The following is an 18,785-nucleotide window of genomic DNA, read 5'->3' on the forward strand; positions in this document are numbered from 1 at the left end:
GACCGGTCATCATAAAAATGTCAACCCGGAGGGCGGAGGTCGTCCGGGTCCCGCGGGCGCGACCGGGCGGCCTTGTTCCGGTACATGGCGATATCGGCGGCCTGCATCGCCTCGTCTATCGCCGCCGGCGCGTCCTCGAGATAGACGGTGCCGATACTGGTGCCGATACTGATCGTCTGCTGCCGGACGGCCATCGGGGCGGTGAGTGTGGCGAGCAGATCCGCGTGCATGGCAGCGAGCTGTTCGGTCCCCGAGCAGTGCTCGATCATGGCGATGAACTCGTCACCACCCAGCCGTGCCGCCACCCCGCCCGCGGCGGTCACGATGCCGTGCAGCCGCACACCCACCGTGCGCAGGACCTCGTCGCCCACCGAATGACCCCAGCGGTCGTTGACCTCTTTGAATCCGTCCAGGTCCAGATAGGCCACCCCGACCGGCGGGGTCGCCGCGGCGAGCCGGTCGAAGAAGTATCCGCGATTGGGCAGGCCGGTGAGTTCGTCGTGGTTGGCGTCGTACCAGAGCCGCCGGGCCAGCTCCCGGCGCTCGGTGACATCGACAGCCACTCCGATCAGGAAGCTGATCCGGCCGAGATGATCCCGGACCGCCGACATCGACAGATCGATACCGGCGGTCGAGGCGTCGGGACGCCGGTAGTCGATCTCGAGCCGGAACCGGTCCACAGTGCCCGCGAGCAACTGCGTCATCCGGGTGTAGGCGGCACCGATATTGTCCGGGCCCAGCAGTTCGCTCACCGGCCGGCCGGGCATCTCGCCGACCTCCAGGCCCAGCATTTCCGCGAACGCGGTATTGGCCTCCAGGACCCGCCCTTCGAGATCGACGGTCCCGATACCCACCGAGGCACCGGCGAACACCGCGGCGAAGCGGGCCTCGGACAGTTTCCGGCGCCGCTCCGCTTCCTGGGCGGCGGCCAGCGCCGCGGCCAGCGTGGCCTCCTGCTCGGCCAGGGCGACCGAGCGCAGCGTGGCCGTATAACCCGTGGCGAATTCGGCGGCGACCAGGATCGCGCGGTCGCGTACCGCGGTCCGGCCGGGCTCGGTGCGGCTCAGCCGATCGGCCATCGCCCCGCAGATCACCGCTACGGTACGGCCGACCACCTGCGGGTCGCGGTAGTTGGCTTCGGCGAGCGCCGCCGCGGCGGCCCGCGCGATCCCTGGTTCGCGACGACCGCGCAGCGCGTCCAGGAGCCGTGCCGTCCAGTCGGTCAGCAGATCCTCGATCCGGTCGCGGGTCAGCGTCGGCGCGACTGTGCCGTCGAGTGCGTCTGCCCAGGCGACGGCGAGTTCCCGTACGGTTACGCCCGCGTCTTCCACTGTTCCGGGTGGTTCAGGCTTTGTACGCCACGCCGGCCAGGCCGAGTGACCGGCCGGGCTCTTCGTGCCGGTCCCGCTCCGATTCCGGACGCCACAGCGGCAGTTCGACCACACCGGGTTCCACCAGTTGCCAGCCGTCGAACATTCCGGAGATGGCCGCGCGCGAACGGAAATGGATACCCACCCCGTTACCGGCCGCCGACGAGGCGCCCAGCTGGGCGGCGTCGGTGGGGCGCTGCGCCGAGGTCAGATGGGAGAGGGCGAGATAGCTGCCGGCGGCCACCGACTCCCGCAGCGCGGCCACCTTCGCCGCGGGCCGATGGTCCTCGGAGAGCAGATGCAGTACCGCGAACAGCAGTATTCCGACGGGCCGGCCGAAATCGACGAGACCGGTATCGCGGACCCGGCTCAGCAGGTCGGCCGGATCCCGGAGGTCGGCTTCGATGGCCCCGTACCGTTCGTCGCCCACCAGGATCGCGCGGGAATGCGTGACCGCGATGGGATCGATATCCACATAGAGGACGCGGGCCGGTGAACCGCATTCCTGCACGATCTCGTGCACATTACCGGCGGTGGGGATGCCGGAACCGATATCGATCAGCTGGGTCACGCCCTGGCCCACGAGGAAACGGACCGCGCGGCGCAGGAAGGCCCGGTTGCTCAGGGCCAGCCGGGGCAGATCGGGTACCAGCGCGCTGCCGCGCTGGGCGGCGCGGCGGTCGACCTCGAAATTATGCGATCCACCGAGCAGCGCGTCGTACATCCGCGCCGGGCTCGGCTGACCCATGTCCACACCCTCGGGTGCCCATGCCGGCCTGTCCATCTCATCCCCTCTGCGCTCGACACCGCGCGCGTGCGCGGTGTCGGCCTACCGGTCGTGCGCGGATCCCTGCGTCGCACCTCGGATCGTCCGCGGTACGGACGTCCGCCGCTCCGGCGGTACTACCGCCCGCCGGTCGCCACTGTGCGAAATACTAGCCCGTACCGCGCCGGACCCGGTCCGGCGCAGCGTCGCGTGCGGTGGATGCGCGTCGGCGGATTCGACATAATGCGCTGTTGCGCAACATGTTCGGATATGGACGCGGCCGGATCGTCGAATCGCCCGTCGCCCGGCTGCCCGCATCCCGGTCGTTCCGCTCGAGGACCGGCCTGTTCGCGAGCTTCCGCTCGCGGACCGGCAGGTTCGCCCGAATGCGGTGCCGTCGTGACGAACGATCGCCCGTCAGGAGTCGGCGCGCGTCCCGTCGAGACCGGGGACGACTCCGCGCGGCCGGATGAGCGGTAGGTCGTTGTAGGTGACGATGCCGGGCGCGGCGGCGACCACGGCGGGAATCGCGTTGATCACCGGCATGGCGGTCATGATGTGCCCGAGGGTCATGAAATCGGCGATGGTCTCGGCCTGGAAGTCCGGTGGCGGCAGAAAACTCACCACATTCTTCACTGTCGGGCGCCCGTCCACCTGGAGGATCCAGCCGTCCTGGTCGATCTTCCAGTCCGGTTCCAGCGTCGGTCCCTTACGCCAGCGCACAGTCAATTCCACCAGAGTGCGCCCCGCGACGAGCCCTTTCCAGCTGGCGAACACCCCTGCTACGCAGCCTGCGGGAATGGTCCACGAGCCCAGGTCGAGATCGGCGGTGGTCTGCGCGAACTCGGCATCGCAGCGCACCTCGTCGAGTTCCACGCCCAGCGCGTCACCGATCATTCGTACCGCCTCGCCGAAAACCGCTGTCCCCTCGGCTGCCATCTCCGGCAGCGCCGGATCGTCGATCGGCCGCCCGAAACCCACCGGGCGCTCTGTCGCGGGTGAGTCGTAGAAGGTGGTGTCGGCCGCCTCGCTGACGGTCACTTTGTCGACCCGGTCGCAGATGCCCGCCGATACGATCGCCAGCAGATCGATGAACCCGGGGCTGATACCGGAGCCGAAGATGGTCGAACCGCCCCGGCGGCAGGCCTCGGCGATGCGGTCGCGCCCCGGCCCCTGCCGGTGTCCGGTGATGAAGGACGCCGTGGTGACCACGTCGATACCGGCCGACAGGATGCGGACGAGTTCGTCCACATCGATCCACATGGGGTTGTAGACGACACAGTCCGGTTCCAGGGCGAGTAGTGCGTCGATATCGCCGGTCGCCTCGATGCCCAGTGGTTCGATTCCGCACAGGTCCCCGATATCGCGCCCGGCTTTCGCCGGTGCCCAGGCGTAGCAGCCGACGAGTTCGAGAGTGGGGTTCGCGACGATGGCGCGTACCGAACTCTTCCCGACATTGCCGGTCGTCCACTGGACGACCCGATACCGATCACCTTCGAGCACCCGCTCAGGATAGGGCGGTTCGCGCATTTACGGAACGAATACTCTGAATTTTGGAGAATGAAATTCTCGTGCGGTCGCCGGTCGGATCCGGGTGGGTATCGGATCGTGCGGTGATCGCGTCCACGGTGGACGGCGGGCCCGATTCCGGCCGGGTGGCCGCCCGGTTCGTTACATCGAGGTATCCGTCGGGACGAGGTATCCGTCACAGCCGGTATCGCGTGCCGGGGGTCCCGAAATGCGCTCGGGTCGAGCATTGTGCGGATCGGGTACGGCCGCGGTCGTCCGGGTCGAAATCGCGGTAAACCCTTGGTGACGAACCATGTTCGAGAGGGGCGGAATTGCGCGAGGGCCCTTGTCGGCGGCGAGTTCGACGCCCTGCGTGGCACTGCCGGATACCACCCTCCGGGGGTATGACTTCGGTCAATACGCTGTCATCCGATGGTCACGGCGCGGTAATATCGAAGGGCTCGCCTGCGGCGTGATCGTGGCGAGTCCGCCCGATCGAAGGTTGGTGAAACCGGCACATGACGGTATCCATGTTCGACGAGACCCTGCCACGTGGCGAGCGGGACGGGGTCGGACTGCGGGTGGGCGCGATAATCGACCGGGGTGGGGAAGTCCTGTTACTCGAACTGCCCAGCAGTGGTCCGATACGTCCCACTCTGAAATTGCCCGGCGCGACGGTCGAATCCGGTGAGTCGGTCACCGGCGCTCTCATTCGTGGTGTCCAGGAGGAGACCGGGTTGACGGTCACCGATATCCGGCACCATATCGGCGATTTCGATTACCTGTCGCCGGCCGGTAAACCGGTGCGGCGGTTGCATTTCGCTGTAGAGGTGGCGGCGACGGGGCCGATCGTGCTGAGCGCGCACGCCGCTTACGAGTGGTCTCCGCTCAACGCGGATCTGCACGTGACGTCCTCCATCCAGGGGATTCTCGACAGTTACCGCGAGCTGGTCTATCCCTGATCGGCCGGCGCCGTCGGTCCGGCGGGGTGATCGGCTCGGCGCGCTGTGCCCGGCCGGGGAAGTCACCGGCGGGGATTTCCGCATCAGAGGTCGACGACCAGCGTTTCGCCCGCCGCGCGCGAAACGCAGGGAAGCATATGCGTGGCGCGTTCGGTAGCGGGCAGCGCCCGATCCCGGTGTTCCACTTCGCCGGCCAGTACCGCCGTCCGGCACGTGCCGCAGAAGCCCTGGCGACACGAGTAGGCGGCATCGGGTACCGCTCGGCCGATCGCGGCGAGCGCTGTTTCCTGCGCGCCGACCCGGAGCGTGCGGCCGGACCGCGCGAGAACGAGGTCGAACTCTTTTCCACCGACCACCGGGGGCGCGGAGAACTGCTCGGTGTGCAGTGACCCGGTGGGGTCGATCTCGAATCTGCTGCGCCGGGCCGCGGCCAGCATCGGCGGCGGGCCGCAGACATAGACGGCCGCGCCGCGTGGGGCGGCCGCGATCAGTTCCGGGATATCCGGTGGACCGTATTCGTCGTCGGGCCGGATCGTGGCGCCGGGTAGATCCGCGACGAACGGCATACTCGCGCGCGAGCGTCCGGTATATGTCAGCCGGCCGCGTCCGCCCGCGGCGCGGACCATCGGCAGGATCGGCGTGATGCCGATACCGCCGGCGACGAACAGGTACGCCGGCGCCGCCACGAACGTGAACGCGTTGCGCGGGCCCCGGGCGCGCAGGGCATCGCCGGGGCGGATATCGCGATGCAGTTCGAGGGAACCGCCGGCACCGCCGACGATACGCCGTACTGCTATCCGATAGCGGAATCGTTCCTGCGGGTTACCGCACAGCGAATACTGCCGCTGCCGTCCGGAGGGCAGGAACAGATCGAGGTGGGCGCCCGGCCGCCAGGCCGGTAGCGGGCCGCCGTCGGCCGCGCGCAGATCGAATCCGCGTACCTCGTCGGCTTCCTCCCTGATATCGGCCACGACGAGGCGCAGGTCGAATCCGCCGCGGCGCACCGGATCGGGACGGGACAGCAGCGCGGCCGCGGGCCCGGAGACGAAAATCCTCCGGTAGGTGTCGAATACCGCACCGAGTGCCCGTAATGCCCGGGGCGGGAAGAAATCCGGGGTGGTCACGGCGTGCTCCGACTGGACATGGCGGCCAGCTTACAAAGCGGCAGATCAGCGCGCGATGCCGAAATGCGGAACGAGACGGCGGGCCGGCTGCCGGGTCTCCGCGCGGTGACGATGCCACCGCGCGGAGAATCCGGCTACTCGTCGGTGTCTCCGTGCGGGACGAGTTCCAGCCCGATGACCGCGACGACGATTCCGGTCAGGCAGATGAGCTTCGCGACGGTGACCGCCTCGGCGCCGGTGACCATGGCATAGGCGACGGTCAACGCGGTGCCGACGCCGGTCCAGACGGCATAGGCGCTGCCGATCGGGATATCCCGGACCGCCCGGCCCAGCCCGAGCATGCTCGCCGCCAGCGCGACGAAGAAGACGGCGCTCGCCACCGGTTCGGTCAGCCCGGCCGATCGTCCGAGCGCGGTCGCCCAGACCGCCTCGCAGACGGCGCTGGCCAGCAGAATGATCCACGCCATGGTCAGCTCACCGCCTTCAGGCCCACGACCGAGACGATGAGCAGGGAGATCAGCAGGATCCGGGCGGTACCCGCGCGCTCCCGCCCGGTGACGACCGCCCATACGACCGTCAGCGTGGCACCGGTGCCGACCCATACCGCGTACGCGGTACCGGTCGGCAGATCGATCATCGCCCAGGCCAGACCGGCCATACTCAGGATCAGGGCGCCGACGAAAAGGGCGGTGGGTTTCCAACGACGGAAACCGTGTGACGCGGACAGCGCGGCGGCCCAGACGGCCTCCAGCACTCCCGACAGCAGTAGGACGAGCCAGGACATGACGAACCCTTTCGAGTCAGTCTTGTCGCGATGCGGGTACTGCTCCCTCGTCCGCGAGCCCGATCGCCGGACTCCACCCCTCCAACGTACAGTGCCGGTGCGGGATTCCCGGTGGTGAGCGGAACCACCACCTTCACCGGGGCGCCGGTACGGTCTCCGGTCGGCCCGGTGATCGCTGCGGGTGCCGCGCGCTGGCTTCGGTATCCGGTTCAGCGCCCGTCGCCGCGGCGGGTGCGGATCGCCCGAGCCGGGTGCGGACGGCGATCCCGGCGCAGGCGATGATCGCGAGCGCTCCCGCCGCCGTGGGCCAGGTCAGCGATTCGTGCAGGAGCAGTGCGGCCCAGCTGAGCGTCAGTACCGGCTGGACCAGCTGGATCTGGCTGACCTGTGCCATCGGGCCGTGGGCGAGTCCGCGATACCAGGCCAGGAAGCCGAGGAACATACTCACCACACCGAGGTAGGCGAACGATGCCCACTGGGCCGGTGATCCCGTGGGCGGCTGCGCGGCGATCGCCACACCGCTGAGCGCGAGCATGGCCGGTGCGGACAGCACCAGTGCCCAGGAGATGGTCTGCCACGGGCCGAGTTCGCGTGCCAGCAGACCGCCTTCGGCGTAACCGGCGGCGGCCGCGCCGACCGCGCCGAACAGCAGTAGATCGGCCCAGCCCGGCGCGGCGAAACCCCCGCCGCGGTAGGCGGCGAAACCCACGGCCGCCACCGCTCCCGCCGCGGCGGTGCACCAGAACGCGCGGGGCGGTCGTTCGCCGCCGCGCCACACCGCCAGCACCGCCGTGGCGGCCGGGAGTAGCGCGATCACCACCGCGCTGTGGCCCGCGGACGTGGTGGTGAGGGCGAATGTGGTCAGTAGCGGGAAGCCCGCGACCACGCCGCCCGCGACGACGCCCAGCCGGATCCATTGCCGCCGGCCGGGCAACGGCTGCCGGGTGATCGCCAGCGCGGTGGCGGCGAGGACGGTCGCGACCACGGCGCGCGCACAGGCGATGAACAGCGGTGACATTCCCCCGTCGGCCACGGCGATCCGGGTCAGCGGGACAGTGAGCGAGAACGCGGCGACCCCGAGCAGTCCCCAGGCCGGCCCGACCAGCGCGGGGGATAGCGGTGCGCGCCGATTTCGAGTAGCGCTACTATGTTCCTTCATGTCCGACGATAGCAGCTCTCGGATCGTGGCGGATCTTCGTGACTGGATAGCGACCGCCCCTTCCGGTTCGAAACTGCCTTCCACCCGCACTCTGGTGGCGCGCTACACGGCGAGCCCGGTCACGGTGCAGAAGGCCCTGCGGGCGCTGGTCGCCCAGGGGCTGGTGGAGAGCCGGCCGGGCGTGGGGACCTTCGTCCGGGCGGTCCGTACCGCCCGCCCGGCCGATTACGGTTGGCAGACAGCGGCTCTCGGCATCCGAAGCGGTCGGCGGGCCCGGATGTTCTCATCGTTGCGCACCGTGCCCAACGACAAGATCGCGCTGCACTCCGGTTACCCGGACCGCGATCTGCTCCCCGTGCGCCTGGTCCGGGCCGCCTTCACCCGGGCCGCCCGCAGCGACGCGGTGCTCGAACGTCCGCCGACCGCCGGTCTCCCGCAGCTCCAGGCCTGGTTCGCGACCGAACTGGCGACCGTGGCCCCGGCCGCGGTGATGCCGCCGATGCCGAGTGACGTGATCGTCTTCGCCGGCAGTCAGAGCGGTTTGAACACGACCTTCCAGGCGCTGGTGGGCCCGGGCCGGCCGCTGCTGGTGGAATCGCCGACCTATTGGGGTGCGCTGCTGGCCGCGGAGCGGGCCGGAGTCCGGGTGGTGCCGGTGCCCAGCGGCCCGCACGGCCCCCGGCCCGAGGAACTGGTCCGTGCCTTCCAACAGACCGGCGCGCGGGCCTTCTACGCGCAACCCCATTTCGCCAACCCGACCGGTGCCCAGTGGGCTCCGCGCGCGGCCGAGCGGGTGCTCGAGGTGGTCCGCGAGCACGGCGCGTTCCTCATCGAGGACGACTGGGCGCACGATTTCGGGATCGAATCGGCGCCGGTCCCGCTGGCCGCGCGGGACGACAGTGGACATGTGATCTACCTGCGGTCGCTGACCAAGAGCGTATCGCCCTCGGTCCGGATCGCCGCCGTCGTCGCGCGGGGGCCGGCCCGCGACCGCATCCTGTCCGACGCGCAGGCCGAATCGATGTATGTGAGCGGCCTGCTCCAGGCGGTCGCGCTCGATATCGTGACCCAGCCGGGGTGGCACACCCATCTGCGTGGGCTCGGGCAGCGACTGGCGAACCGCCGGGATCTGCTGCTGACCGCGCTGCGCGAGTTCGCACCGGGTGTGGTTCCGGAACTGGTGCCCCGGGGCGGGCTCAACCTGTGGGCCCGGCTGCCCGAGCACACCGATCTGGCGCAGTTGGTCCGGGACTGCGAGACCGAGGGGGCGATCGTCGCCCCCGGCGACGAATGGTTTCCCGCCGAACCGCCGGGCGCTTATCTGCGGTTGAACTACTCCGGCCCGAACCCCGGTGCCTTCGGCGACGGCGCGCGCATCATCGGGCGGGCGCTGGCCCGGCAGCATCCGCGATAGCGCGGATGCTGCCGGAGTGGTTCAGGCCGGCCGGATCGAAACGGTGCCGCGGCACACCGCGGCCTGGGGGTTGAGGAACCACCAGCCGCCGCCGGTCCGGGCGGTGACGGTGAACGACACCGTGCCGACGCCGGGCCAGGCCCGGTTCACCGGGATACCCGGCTTCTGCTTCAGCATCTCCTCATCGCTGAACGCCGTACCCGAGGCGCCGGTCGTCTCGTTGTGCCAGTCGACCTGGACGCGGGTGCCGTAGGGGGTGGTGCCGAAGATCGGGAACAGGCTCGCGGGCGGGTCGGGTAGATCGTTGCCGCCGCTGAGCAGTAGTGAGGGTTCCAGAACCGAGCCGCCGGGCGGCAGGCTCGCGCCGGAGCTCGCTCGGATCTGCCAGGTGAACGGTGGTGCCCACGGCAGCGGATTGGCGCTACCGCAGGTCATATCGGTGGAGGACGGGGGCTGGGCTGCCGCGGTACCGGCGCCGGCCGTCACGAGCGCGGCCGCCGCGAGAACCGCGGTGGTGGGGGCGAGGACTGCGGTGACGAACTTTCGTACACGAGGCAAAGGTGCTCCCAGGGGCCGGTGGTGGATGTATGGGATACGACAGTAGCGAGCCGAGTGCGGCGGTAGGCCGATCTCAGCGATACCGGGCCAGCCGCCGCGCCAGCTGCCGGCCGTCACGGCCCACGCCGTGCACGGTGCCCGAGAGAATGGTCCGCTGGTATTCCAGCCCGAGGAACGCCAATCCCGGACAGTCCGTGGACAGCCCACCGTGATGTGCGGGGAATCCGTTGTCGTCCATGGTGACCAGGCCGCGGAGATACCGCAGGGCCGGTCGGTATCCGGTGGCCAGCAGTACGGTGTCGGCCTGTGCGCGATATCCGCCGGGCCACTGCAGGACAGTACCGTCCGCGCCGGTGAACATGGGCCGTACCGCGGGGTTTCCACTGTCCAGCGCGGCGCGGTATCCCGCCGTATCGATGACCGGGATCGAGCCGCTGTGGAACAGCCGGCCGGCGGGTAGCCGTGCGGCGGCCGAGAGTACGCGCCAGAAGCGGGAATCGCCGGGTATCGGTTCGGTCGTGGCGTAGCGCGGCGGTGTGCGGGCGGCGAGCGTCACCTGGGCGACGGCCGCCAGTTCGACGGCGATCTGGACCGCGGAGTTGCCCGATCCGACCACCACGATCCGGTGCCCGGCGAACGGCGCGGGGGAGCGGTAGTCGGCCGCGTGCAGGACCTCGCCGGTATAGCCGGGGCCCGGCAGCGGCGGTCGGTGCGGTTCGCCGAAACTGCCCGTGGCCGAGACCACTACCGGTGCGGTGTACTCCGCACCGGTAGTGGTCTGGACCCGATAGCCGCCGTTCGCCCGGGTCACCGAGCCGACCCGACGGCCGGGGTGGATCTCGCCGTCGACCTCGGCCGCGCAGGCCCGCAGGTATCCGGCGACTTCGTCGCGGCCGGGGTAGCGGTACGGGTCGCCGGGGAAGGGCAGACCCGGCAGGGCGTTCATCCACGCGGGCGTGAACAGGCGCAGGCTCTCGTAGTACTGCGGCCAGGATCCGGCCGTATCGGATCCCGCCTCCAGGATCTGCGGGTCGAACCCGCTGTCCCGCAGTGCGAACGCGGCCGCGATACCGGCCTGGCCGGCGCCGATGATGATCGCTGGAGTACTCATGATGTTCGCGATCGTGACATTTCGGGCAGGCTGTGCCAATCGGATTTCCGATGCCGGGGGCAGTGGCTCAGCCGGCGGCGCGGTCCTCGGCGAAGACCTTCCGGCAGGACGGTGCGCAGAAGGCGTAGTCGACGCCCTCGTGGGTCATGGTGAACTGGGCAGTGGCCCATTCCACCACCATTCCGCAGGTCGGATCGATCGCGCAGCCCTCGGGGGCTTCCGGTAGCCGCCCGGAATCGCGGAAGTCCTGGGTCATCAGGCGGGTGAGTTCGGTGCTCGTGGTCGACCGGCCGAGCGTGCCGACGCAATGTTCGCGCAGACCGACGATCTGCACCACACAGTGGGGTTCGCGGCGAAGTCGCCCGGGATCCGGTTCGGTCGCGGCGACGGCGTCGGTGATCATCGGGATGATGTACCGGCCGAAGTCGCGGTCGTTGCTCCAGGACTGCGGCACCGTGAGCCGGACCAGATAGCGTGGCGCGGCTTCGATCTCCGGGCCGCCGGTCACCCAGGTGCGCGGCTGTCCGATGAGTACATGGGTGAATTCGCGCGCGCGGCGCATGGTCTCGTCCGGTGCGGATTCGGCGGCGGCGAGCGTCGCCAGTACGCGTTCGGCGAGGTCGCGTTCGGCCGCCGCGTCGAGGGCGCGGCCGGCGACGGATATCTCGAGGGTCATCATGATCGGTTCTCCTTCGGGAGTGCGGATGCGAGTGTTCTCGCGCGGTCGTGACCGGCGGCCAGGGCGAGCAGCTCGTCGACCGACCACTGATCGTCGATATGGGCCGCGTACTTCGCGGCGAGCACCGTGCCGTCCGCGGCGATGAGGAAATCCGCGGGCAGGCCCAGCCGGCCGCCCGCGGGGTGGCTCGGCGGCGCCGGGCGACCGGCACGCCGCCCGGTCGCGGCCAGTTCGGTGCCCACGGCTCGTGCGATGGCGGACCATCCGCGCGGGTCCAGGAGGGCCCGCCCGCCGGATTCGACACCGAATTCGCGGTAGAGCACCCGCTCCGGATCGGCGATCACATCCAGCGGTAGCTCGGCGGTGTACTTGCGCAGTTCGGCGGCGGTGGAGTGGAAGACGGCCGCCTCCCGGATGCCGGCGGCTCGTATCTCGTCCAGCCGGGTCACCACCGAACGCAGATGCAGATTGCAGACCGGACATCCGGCGAAACGCCGGAACTGCAGGTGGAGCAGCCCCCGGGACCAGGGGATCGGGAGTTCCGCGCCGGCGACGGTGGTGAGGGTGCGGGCGGGTACCGGATTCGGTGGCGACACGATCTCTCCTTTGGAGTACTAAGTACGCTTACGTTTCAGTATGCGCGTAACCAGTACGCTGTCAATCCGTGCCCAGACCCCGTTCGCTCACCGACGACCAACTGGTCGGTGCTGCCCTGGCGGTGATCGATCGCGAGGGATTCACCGCGCTGACCATGCGTGCGGTCGCCAAGGAACTCGGAATGGCCACCATGGGGCTGTATCGGTACGTCGCCGACCGGCAGGCGCTGGAGATCCTGGTGGTGGATCACGTTTTCCGGTCGGTCGATCTCGCCCTGCCCGCGGCGCACTGGGCGGACCGGGTCCGCGTCCTGATGAAGCGGTTGCGTGTCGCGGTCGCGAAACATCCCGCCGCGGTACCGCTGGTACTGCGCCACCGGCAGGCCGCGCCGGGATCGCTACGGTTGATCGACACCATGCTCGCGGTACTCACCGACGGCGGATTCACCGGCGCCGACCGGGTGGTCGCGCAACGTACGCTGATCGGCTACCTGCTCGGGTTCCTGCAGAACGAGTACTACGCGGCGCTGTCGGGGCCGGGCACGATCACCATGTCGGAACTCCCGGCCCAGGAGTTCCCCTTTCTCGCCGCTACCGCGAGCGACGCGCGATCGGTATCGCCGGACGAGGAGTTCGGCCGCGGGCTCGATATCGTGCTGCGCGGCCTCGTCGCGGGCTGATCCGCGAGGGTTACCGCGGGTGCTCGTCCGCGGGGTCGTCCGCGCCCTCTTCGGTTCTCTCGCCGGCCAGGACCGAGCCCAGCCGGGCCCGCTCCGGGGAGCGGGTCACGACTTCCTCGAGAATGGCGAGTATCTCCGCCTCCGTACTGCGGCCGTGGTTGACCGCACGGATCCGCAGGGCGCGGTACACCGCGTCCGGTACATGTCGAACAGATAGCGTCACCATGGTGGGCGTCTTTCGTCGACAGTGGTCGGTATCCCGATTATATTTCCCGCCCCGGCAAACTTCCGGCGCCGGGGGCGTCTCGTTCTGATATCGCCGAATCCGGCGGCCGGGCGGACCGGCCGAGCGTTCCGATATGCGCGCTCCGTAAAGTAATCGGCCGAAAGTCATTCCGGCACTGAGAATATGGCGCAAGATCGGGGATCGTCGGTGCGATGGAAAAGTCCGGACCGGACGGTTCGGCACGGTGCGCGTGGTCTCGCGCGCATCCGGAAAGTGAGGCGGAAATGAATCACAAACTCTGGTTGCTCGGCCGGCTCGTCGCAGTGGGCGCGCATATCGTCGGCGAGAAACTCACCGGTCATCGGGCCCGCGCGATCGACGATGTGCCCGCGTCCGGCGCCGCGCTCACCACGGATTGGCTGACCGCGGTGCTCTGCCGGGAGACCCCGGGCGCCGAGGTCCTCTCCTTCGAGACGACCGGCGGCAGCAGCGGTACTTCCACGCGGGTGGCCATCCGGGTGGAGTACAACGAGGCGGGCCGGGCTGCCGGGCTGCCGACGGCATTGTTCGCCAAGACCACGACCTCGCTGAGCCAGCGCATTCTGCTGGGTGGCGGCAAGATGATCGACGGCGAGACCAGGTTCTTCCGGGATTTCCGGCCGAAATTGGAAATCCAGGCACCGCTGGGCTATTGGGGGGCATCGGATGCGGCGTCCTGGCGGTCGATCGCGCTCATGGAGGATATCGCCGCGACGCGCGGCGCGGTGTTCAGCGAACCGACCGCCCCGATCGGCCGTGCTGAGATGGAGGATCTGGTCCGCAATCTCGCCCGGTTGCACGGCACATTCTGGGAAGACCCGTCGATCGAGGTGCTCAAGACCACCAACGAGGCCTTGCAGGCATATCTGGCGGCGATCGATATGAAGACCCGCTGCGCGGTCGGACTGGAACGGGCCGCCGAAGTGGTTCCGGAGAATCTGCAGGGCCAGGCGGACCGGCTGTGGGCCGGGGTCGAACGCGCCGTGGACCTGGCCACCACCGCGCTGCCGCATACGCTGCTGCACGGTGACCCCCATATCGGCCAGACCTACCGGACGACCGAGGGGCGGATGGGATATGTGGACTGGCAGGTCGTGATGCGCGGCGGCTGGGGGCATGATTTCGCTTACACCGTCAACTCCGGATGTGAACCGGAGGATCGCCGGGCCTGGGCCGAGGATCTGCTCCGGGCCTATCTGGAGGAACTGGCCCGGGCGGGCGGCGCGGCGCCCGCTTTCGAGGATGCCTGGCTCATCTATCGCCAGCAGTCGATGTTCGCGTACGCGGCGTGGGCGTTCACCATCGGCCGGGCCGCGTATCAGCCCGAGATGCAGTCGCGCGAAACCTGTCTGACGCTGCTGCGGCGGATCACTTCGGCTATCGACGACAACCGGTCATTGGAGGCGCTGGAGGTCTGAGAAGTATTGCGGGGCCGGGCTTTCGATGCGTCGAGCCCGGCTGCCGCGTATGTACGCGATAATTCGGAATTGTGCGGACTAGTCCTACGAAATCGTGAAATGAACGGCCGTACAACATGATTCGAAATCGATCAGTTGTAATGACCATGTCGTACCATCGCCTGGTTCCGGGTCGAGTCGGATATTTCGGCAGGAGGAGACTCGAACCGCGAATCGGCCGGTGGAAAACCAGCGGCCCCACAACCAGACGGCATGGAGTTCGTTCTTGACTACCTCGGACCACCGAAGACAGGCACAAGCCCATGTGCACGGTTCGCCGATCGATTCCGACGATCCGCGCGTGCCGCTGTACCTGCCGGAATTCGCCGCCGACCCGCACCGGGTGTACAGCGAGCTGCGTGCCCGGTACGGATCGCTGGCGCCGGTCGAACTGGCGCCCGGCGTGCCCGCGACCCTGGTGATCGGGTACAGCACCGCCTTGCGGGTACTCAACGATCCGGACCGGTTCCCCGCCGACCCCCGGATCTGGCAGAAGGATATTCCGGCCGAATGCCCGATCCTGCCGCTGCTGGAATGGCGTCCGATGGCCAGCCGCTGTGCCGGTCAGGAGTTCACGCGCTACCGCCAGGCCATCACCGCGAGTATGGACGAAGTGGATCTGTACGCGATCCACACGGTCGTCGAGAACATCGCGGGACCGCTGATCAACTCGTTCTGCCAGGACGGCCAGGCGGAACTGATCCAGCAGTACGTGTTCCCGCTGGCGTTCCAGGTGATCAACTATCTGCTCGGTTGCCCGCCCGAGATCGGCCAGCAGGTCGCGGCCGGGACCGCCGCGCTGCTCGAGGGGGTGGACGCCGAGGCGGGCAGCCGGATGCTGGGCGAGGCGCTGATGAATCTGGTGCTGCTCAAACGAGAGTCGCCGAGCACCGATATCACCTCGGTACTGCTCCAGCATCCGGTCGAGCTGACCGAGGAGGAGGTGTCCCATCACGTCTCGCAGGTGTACGGCACCGGGATCGAGTTCGAACTGAACCTGATCGTCAATACGCTGCTGCTGATCCTCACCGACGAACGATTCGGCGGCAGCGTGCTCGGCGGCAACCTGACCTCGCGGGACGCGCTGGACGAGGTGTTGTTCAACGATCCGCCGCTGGCGAATCTGCTCATCACCTATCCGCGGATGCCCATTCTGCTCGACGATGTGTGGTTGCCCGCGCACCAGCCCGTGGTGATCAGCATGGCCGCCTGCAACAACGATCCCGCCATCCGGACCAACGAGTTGACGGGTAACCGCGCTCATCTGGCCTGGGGTCTGGGGCCGCATGCCTGCCCCGCCCAGTCGCTGGCCTATATGGTCGCCGAAGGCGCCATCGACCAGCTACTGGACGCCCTGCCGGAGATGCGCGCCGATTTCCCCGACGGCGAACCGGTCTGGCGGCCGGGTCCGTTCCACCGCTCGCTGGCCGGGCTGCCGGTGACCTTCCCGCCCGGTACGCCGCTACCGGGTTACGCGGACGCCTCCGCGCGTCCCGCCGTCCGCGCCTGACCGTAGGCGCCCGGCCGCAACGGGTCCGGAACTCGTTGCGGCCGGGCCGGCAGCGCTGGCCGCAGGGCCGCGCGGACGCCCGCGGCGGGATCGGTGAGTAGGTCGCGGCCTCCACGCTCCTTTCCGTAGTGCCGGATGTTGCTGTCCGGCACCCGGTATGCGGCCCCGTCCGCAGATATTTGAACGTTAGTTCTAATTGTACTATCGTTCAAATATCTTGTGTGGAGGAGGCCGATATGACGGATGTCGCGACCCGGCGGGCGGGCGCACGCGAATGGGCGGGCCTGGCAGTGCTGGCACTGCCGACAATGCTGCTGGGCCTCGATGTCACCGTGCTGTACCTGGTTCTGCCCAGCATGGCCGAAGCATTGGAACCCTCCGCGACGCAGACGTTGTGGATCATGGACGCCTACGGGTTCTGCATCGCCGGATTCCTCATCACCATGGGAACGCTGGGCGACCGGATCGGCCGGCGCCGGCTCCTGGTGATCGGCACGACGGCGTTCGCGGCGGTCTCGGTATTCGCCGCTTTCGCCCCCAGCGCCGAACTCCTGATCACGGCCCGAGCGCTCCTGGGCATCGCCGGGGCGACCTTGATGCCGTCGACGCTGTCGTTGATCTCGAACATGTTCGCCGAAGCGCATCAGCGCGCACTCGCGATCGGGATCTGGGCCACCGTGTTCGCGCTCGGGATGGCTGCCGGGCCAGTAGTCGGTGGCGCGCTGGTGGGCGCCCTGTGGTGGGGTGCGGCGTTCCTGCTCGCCGTCCCGGTCGCCGGTGTCGTGCTGGTCGGGGCGCGGACCCTGCTGCCCGAATACGCCGAACCGGGCGCGCGGCCACTGGACTTCGTTAGTGTCGCCCTGTCGCTGACCGCCATCCTGCCGTTGATCTACGCGGTCAAACACACCGCCGCCGACGGTCCCGGACTCGGTACGGTGGCTCTCTCGGTCGTCGGTGTCGGTGCCGGCCTGGCGTTCGTGCGCAGACAGCGTCGACTGGCCTCCCCGCTGCTGGACGTCACCCTGTTCACGAATCGCGCACTCTCCGCGGCACTTGCCGTACTGCTGATCGGACTGATCGGAGTCGGCGGGACCATGTACCTGGTCACCCAGTATCTCCAACTCGTCGAAGGCAATACACCGTTCGCCGCGGGCCTGTGGATGGGTCCGCCCGCCCTGGCGATGTTCGCCGCCGCCATCGCGGCACCGCTGATCGCCAGGCGAATACGTCCCGCCACGGTCATGGCCGTTGTGCTCGGGCTCTCGGTGATCGGCTACGCACTGCTGGCCCTCGCGGGCACCGGTGACGCCGTGCAGGTGGTCGCGGGCTTCGCGTTCGTCTATCTCGGTCTCGGCGCGATAGCCGCCCTGGGCACGGATATGGTGATCGGCGCCGCGCCACCGGCGAAATCCGGATCGGCTGCCGCACTGTCGGAGACCGTCCAAGAGCTCGGGATGGCCGTCGGTGTAGCCGTTCTCGGCAGCCTCACCGCCGCGATCTACAGCGCCCGGGTAGCGGTACCGGCGAATGCCGCCCCGGAGGTCGGGGACCGACTCACCGAAAGTCTCGGCGGCGCATTGTCGGTAGCCGATCGAGTACCCGCGGAGGTCGTGCGGGCCGCGCAGCAGACATTCACGACCGGTGTGAACATCGCTTCGGTGGTCGCGGGCACCGCCATCGCCGCGGCGGGCGTGCTGTGCCTGGCGGCGCTACGGCACATCCGGCCGTTGGGGGCGAGCGCGGATACCGGAGCGGACGAGCGCTGATCCGCTCTACTACGCTGACGCGCAGGAGGGTGTATGGACGAGCAGACCCGGCCCACCGATGGGCGCAAAGCCAGAGGTGACAAACGCCGCGCCGAAATCATCGAGGCCACTCTCGCCGTCGTCACCCGGGACGGCGCCGCGGGCGTCACCCATCGCACCGTCGCCGAACAGGCCGGGATCACCACCAGCCTGAGTACCTACTATTTCGCCACGCTGGACGACCTACTGGTGGCGGCGCTGTCCGGTGTCGCCGACGGATACACCGCACGTATCCGCGAGATCATCGACGGCGCCGGCGACAAGCTCCGCGGCCTGGCCGAACTGATCGCCGAATCCGCGGGACCCGGGCGCGAACGCGCCCTGGCCGAACGGGAACTGTCCACACTGGCCGCCCGTCGTCCAGCGCTGGCCCCGGTCGCCCGGCGCTGGCGCGAGAGCGTGGCGGAGCTGGCCGCCACGCTCACCGACGATCCGGCGTCCGGCGCCGCGCTGGTGGCGGCATCCGACGGTCTGTGCACCGCCATCCTCATCGACAACGCGCCCGCCGATATCGACTATGTGCACGGTGTCCTCGCCCGGGTTCTGGGGGTTCACCACGAGAGGTCCGGGGCGGGGCACTGAGTCGGTTGCCTCGACCGTGGGTGGGTTCGCCGGTGGGGGTGGGGAAGGTGGGCGTGCTGGTGGTGTGGGATGCGTACGCCCTGTGACGGCGGGGATGGGTCTGCTGGTGAGGGTGGGATGTGGGCCCGCTCGTGAAGATAGGTGCGGGCTCTCGCGTGGGGGCGGGGATGTGGGGTTGTTTGTGAAGGTGCTGTGTTTTCGGCGCCGCCTTCGGCGAGGGTCCGGGCGGCATGCGGACCCGGACCCGATGTTCTGCTGCTGATCAGGAGGTTTGGTATGCGGATCTCTTGGTTCCGTTACTCCGGATGGTCGGCATCCGGACCCACCCTCTGTCTACTCCGGATGGTCAACACGTACAGGTGGGGCCCGCCCCGGTTCTGGAGCGACGAAGCGAAGGAGCGCAGCGACTGAGCGCAGGAGTGAAGAACCGGGGTTAATAGGGCCCCACCCCGCG

The 18,785-nt window shown here is 68.9% G+C and carries 19 protein-coding genes and 1 riboswitch; of the genes, 7 read left to right on the top strand and 12 right to left on the bottom strand.

Translation table 11 applies throughout. The annotated features are described in order from the left end of the window. Window positions 1-20: 20 nt before the first annotated feature. The 3 genes from ACWEWT_RS31250 to ACWEWT_RS31260 all read right to left on the bottom strand — a co-directional run bounded on the left by ACWEWT_RS31250 (window position 21) and on the right by ACWEWT_RS31260 (window position 3,639). Window positions 21-1,331 (bottom strand): diguanylate cyclase domain-containing protein, encoded by a 1,311-nt coding sequence (locus ACWEWT_RS31250; RefSeq protein WP_452564379.1) that lies wholly within the window; start codon window positions 1,329-1,331, stop codon window positions 21-23. Window positions 1,332-1,344: 13 nt separating this feature from the next. Then, window positions 1,345-2,154: an SAM-dependent methyltransferase gene (locus ACWEWT_RS31255; RefSeq protein WP_452564381.1), complete on the bottom strand. Its 810-nt coding sequence runs from the start codon at window positions 2,152-2,154 to the stop codon at window positions 1,345-1,347. A gap of 399 nt (window positions 2,155-2,553) precedes the next feature. Continuing rightward, a complete protein-coding gene (locus tag ACWEWT_RS31260; RefSeq protein ID WP_452564383.1) occupies window positions 2,554-3,639 on the bottom strand; it encodes an NAD(P)H-dependent amine dehydrogenase family protein in 1,086 nt (361 codons plus the stop codon). 524 nt (window positions 3,640-4,163) lie between these two features. Here ACWEWT_RS31260 and ACWEWT_RS31265 point away from each other — a divergent pair. Continuing rightward, entirely contained in the window at window positions 4,164-4,607 is a 444-nt protein-coding gene (locus tag ACWEWT_RS31265) for an NUDIX hydrolase (protein WP_452564385.1), read from the top strand. An 83-nt stretch (window positions 4,608-4,690) separates the two neighbouring features. On the opposite strand, the gene ACWEWT_RS31270 is transcribed toward ACWEWT_RS31265, so the two are convergent. The 4 genes from ACWEWT_RS31270 to ACWEWT_RS31285 form a co-directional block, all read right to left on the bottom strand. Next, window positions 4,691-5,731 (bottom strand): PDR/VanB family oxidoreductase, encoded by a 1,041-nt coding sequence (locus ACWEWT_RS31270; RefSeq protein ID WP_452564386.1) that lies wholly within the window; start codon window positions 5,729-5,731, stop codon window positions 4,691-4,693. A gap of 134 nt (window positions 5,732-5,865) precedes the next feature. Continuing rightward, window positions 5,866-6,198, bottom strand: coding sequence for a DMT family transporter (locus ACWEWT_RS31275; RefSeq protein ID WP_452564388.1), 333 nt, complete (start codon window positions 6,196-6,198; stop codon window positions 5,866-5,868). A 2-nt stretch (window positions 6,199-6,200) separates the two neighbouring features. Continuing rightward, window positions 6,201-6,515, bottom strand: a complete 315-nt coding sequence (locus tag ACWEWT_RS31280) for a DMT family transporter (RefSeq protein ID WP_452564389.1) — start codon at window positions 6,513-6,515, stop codon at window positions 6,201-6,203. A gap of 10 nt (window positions 6,516-6,525) precedes the next feature. Continuing rightward, window positions 6,526-6,592: riboswitch (guanidine-III (ykkC-III) riboswitch) on the bottom strand. Between the two features lie 56 nt (window positions 6,593-6,648). Continuing rightward, complete coding sequence (locus ACWEWT_RS31285; protein ID WP_452564391.1) at window positions 6,649-7,674, bottom strand: DMT family transporter; 1,026 nt, start codon at window positions 7,672-7,674, stop codon at window positions 6,649-6,651. Between ACWEWT_RS31285 and ACWEWT_RS31290 the strand changes: the two genes are divergently transcribed. Then, window positions 7,673-9,088 (top strand): aminotransferase-like domain-containing protein, encoded by a 1,416-nt coding sequence (locus tag ACWEWT_RS31290; protein ID WP_452564393.1) that lies wholly within the window; start codon window positions 7,673-7,675, stop codon window positions 9,086-9,088. The genes ACWEWT_RS31285 and ACWEWT_RS31290 overlap by 2 nt on opposite strands. Window positions 9,089-9,109: 21 nt before the next feature. Here ACWEWT_RS31290 and ACWEWT_RS31295 read toward each other — a convergent pair whose 3' ends face one another. From ACWEWT_RS31295 to ACWEWT_RS31310, 4 genes are all read right to left on the bottom strand, one after another. After that, complete coding sequence (locus ACWEWT_RS31295; RefSeq protein WP_452564394.1) at window positions 9,110-9,646, bottom strand: hypothetical protein; 537 nt, start codon at window positions 9,644-9,646, stop codon at window positions 9,110-9,112. Window positions 9,647-9,719: 73 nt separating this feature from the next. Next, window positions 9,720-10,757, bottom strand: coding sequence for a flavin-containing monooxygenase (locus ACWEWT_RS31300; protein WP_452564395.1), 1,038 nt, complete (start codon window positions 10,755-10,757; stop codon window positions 9,720-9,722). Window positions 10,758-10,824: 67 nt separating this feature from the next. Next, window positions 10,825-11,436, bottom strand: coding sequence for an ATPase (locus ACWEWT_RS31305; protein WP_452564397.1), 612 nt, complete (start codon window positions 11,434-11,436; stop codon window positions 10,825-10,827). Further along, a complete protein-coding gene (locus ACWEWT_RS31310) occupies window positions 11,433-12,032 on the bottom strand; it encodes a peroxiredoxin-like family protein (protein WP_452564399.1) in 600 nt (199 codons plus the stop codon). Before ACWEWT_RS31310 ends, ACWEWT_RS31305 begins: the two co-directional genes overlap by 4 nt. 68 nt (window positions 12,033-12,100) lie before the next feature. On the opposite strand from ACWEWT_RS31310, the gene ACWEWT_RS31315 reads away from it, so the two are divergent. Next, window positions 12,101-12,712 carry a TetR/AcrR family transcriptional regulator gene (locus tag ACWEWT_RS31315; RefSeq protein WP_452564400.1) on the top strand — a complete coding sequence of 204 codons (612 nt, stop codon included), beginning with the start codon at window positions 12,101-12,103 and terminating at the stop codon, window positions 12,710-12,712. A 10-nt stretch (window positions 12,713-12,722) separates the two neighbouring features. On the opposite strand, the gene ACWEWT_RS31320 is transcribed toward ACWEWT_RS31315, so the two are convergent. Then, the gene (locus ACWEWT_RS31320; RefSeq protein WP_452564402.1) at window positions 12,723-12,938 is read right to left on the bottom strand and encodes a FitA-like ribbon-helix-helix domain-containing protein; all 216 of its coding nucleotides are present in this window, start codon (window positions 12,936-12,938) and stop codon (window positions 12,723-12,725) included. A gap of 284 nt (window positions 12,939-13,222) precedes the next feature. Between ACWEWT_RS31320 and ACWEWT_RS31325 the strand changes: the two genes are divergently transcribed. From ACWEWT_RS31325 to ACWEWT_RS31340, 4 genes are all read left to right on the top strand, one after another. Beyond that, the gene (locus tag ACWEWT_RS31325) at window positions 13,223-14,395 is read left to right on the top strand and encodes an aminoglycoside phosphotransferase family protein (protein ID WP_452564404.1); all 1,173 of its coding nucleotides are present in this window, start codon (window positions 13,223-13,225) and stop codon (window positions 14,393-14,395) included. A 265-nt stretch (window positions 14,396-14,660) separates the two neighbouring features. Then, complete coding sequence (locus tag ACWEWT_RS31330; RefSeq protein WP_452564406.1) at window positions 14,661-15,944, top strand: cytochrome P450; 1,284 nt, start codon at window positions 14,661-14,663, stop codon at window positions 15,942-15,944. 236 nt (window positions 15,945-16,180) lie between these two features. Further along, entirely contained in the window at window positions 16,181-17,710 is a 1,530-nt protein-coding gene (locus tag ACWEWT_RS31335) for an MFS transporter (RefSeq protein ID WP_452564408.1), read from the top strand. 33 nt (window positions 17,711-17,743) lie between these two features. Next, on the top strand, window positions 17,744-18,331 hold the full coding sequence (locus ACWEWT_RS31340) for a TetR/AcrR family transcriptional regulator (RefSeq protein WP_452564410.1): 588 nt from the start codon (window positions 17,744-17,746) through the stop codon (window positions 18,329-18,331). The last annotated feature ends 454 nt before the right edge of the window (window positions 18,332-18,785 follow it).

It is taken from the genome of Nocardia sp. NPDC003963 (assembly GCF_053605105.1).